Source organism: Streptomyces sp. NPDC006012, assembly GCF_042871185.1.
Lineage (GTDB): Bacteria > Actinomycetota > Actinomycetes > Streptomycetales > Streptomycetaceae > Streptomyces.
In genome coordinates, this window is record NZ_JBIAIE010000070.1 from 1 (window position 1) to 1,182 (window position 1,182).

Genomic DNA, 1,182 nt, shown 5'->3' on the forward strand with positions numbered 1-1,182 from the left:
GATGTTCAGGGCACGGTCGGCTCTGACCTGTGCATTGTCTTCATCATCCTGCCGCTCTATCCCCGGGTTGATGTAGTAGCCGCCGTCCTTGCGTGACAGCAGCGGAATCCTCGCCTTCCTCAGTACCTCCTCCTCCTCGGAACTCGCCCGTACGCCACGTTTGAGGAGGTCGTGCAGCCGATGCCGGGCCTGCTGTTCCCAGCGGGGCGCGTCCTTCCTGTCCCGTTTCGGTAGTACGCCGTGCTCGACCAGGGCGGGGTATCCCGGTGCGAGGCCGTACAATTTCGCGATGTTCAGGGCGCGGTCGGCTCCGGCCTGTGCGATGGCATCATCATTCTCCCGCTTTACCTGTGGGTCTATGTTGTAGCCGCCGTCCTCGTGTGGCACCAGCGGAATCCTCGCCTTCCTCAGTACCTCCTCCTCCTCGGAACTCGTCCGGTTTTCGGGTTTGAGGAGGTTGTGCAGCCGCCGCCGAGCCTGCCGTTCCCACGGGGGTGCTTCCTCTCTGTCCCGTGTCGGTAGTATGCCGTGCTTGACCAGGGCGTCGATGTCCTTTATCAGGCCGTACAATTTCGCGATGTCCAGGGCGCGGTCGGCTTCAGCCTGTGCGATGGCATCATCATTCTCCCGCTTTACCTGCGGGTTGATGTTGTAGCCGCCGCCCTTGCGTGGCACCAGCGGAATCCTCGCCTTCCTCAGTACCTCCTCCTCCTCGGAACTCGCCCGGTTTTCGGGTTTGAGGAGGCCGTACATCCGCTGCCGGGCCTGCTGTTCCCAGTCGGGCGCGCCCTTCCTTTCCTGTTTCGGTAGTACGCCGTGCTCGACCAGGGCGGGGTATCCCGGTGCGAGGCCGTACAATTTCGCGATGTTCAGGGCACGGTCGGCTCTGGCCTGCGCGATGGCATCATCATTCTCCCGCTTTATTTCCGGGTTGATGTGGTAGCCGCCGCCCTTGCGTTCCAGAAGCGGAATCCCGGCATCCGTCAGTGCCTTCTCCTCCGCGAGACTCGCCCGGCTTGCAGGGTTGAGGAGGTCGCGCATCCGAGCCCGAGCCTTCTTTTCCCGGTCGGGTGCGTTCTTCTTGGGTTTTTTCGGTAGTTGGCCGTGTTGGACCAGAGGGGGAGCGCCGTTCTGTGAGGTGTACAGGGCCCTGATTCTGGCTGCGGAGGGGTCGTCGGTTTC

General features: G+C 62.8%; 1 protein-coding gene. It reads right to left on the reverse strand.

The features are described from left to right. Positions 1-1,041: hypothetical protein (locus ACFYPJ_RS39055; RefSeq protein WP_389026892.1), on the reverse strand; the 1,041-nt coding region annotated here is incomplete at its 3' end. Positions 1,042-1,182 lie beyond the last annotated feature (141 nt).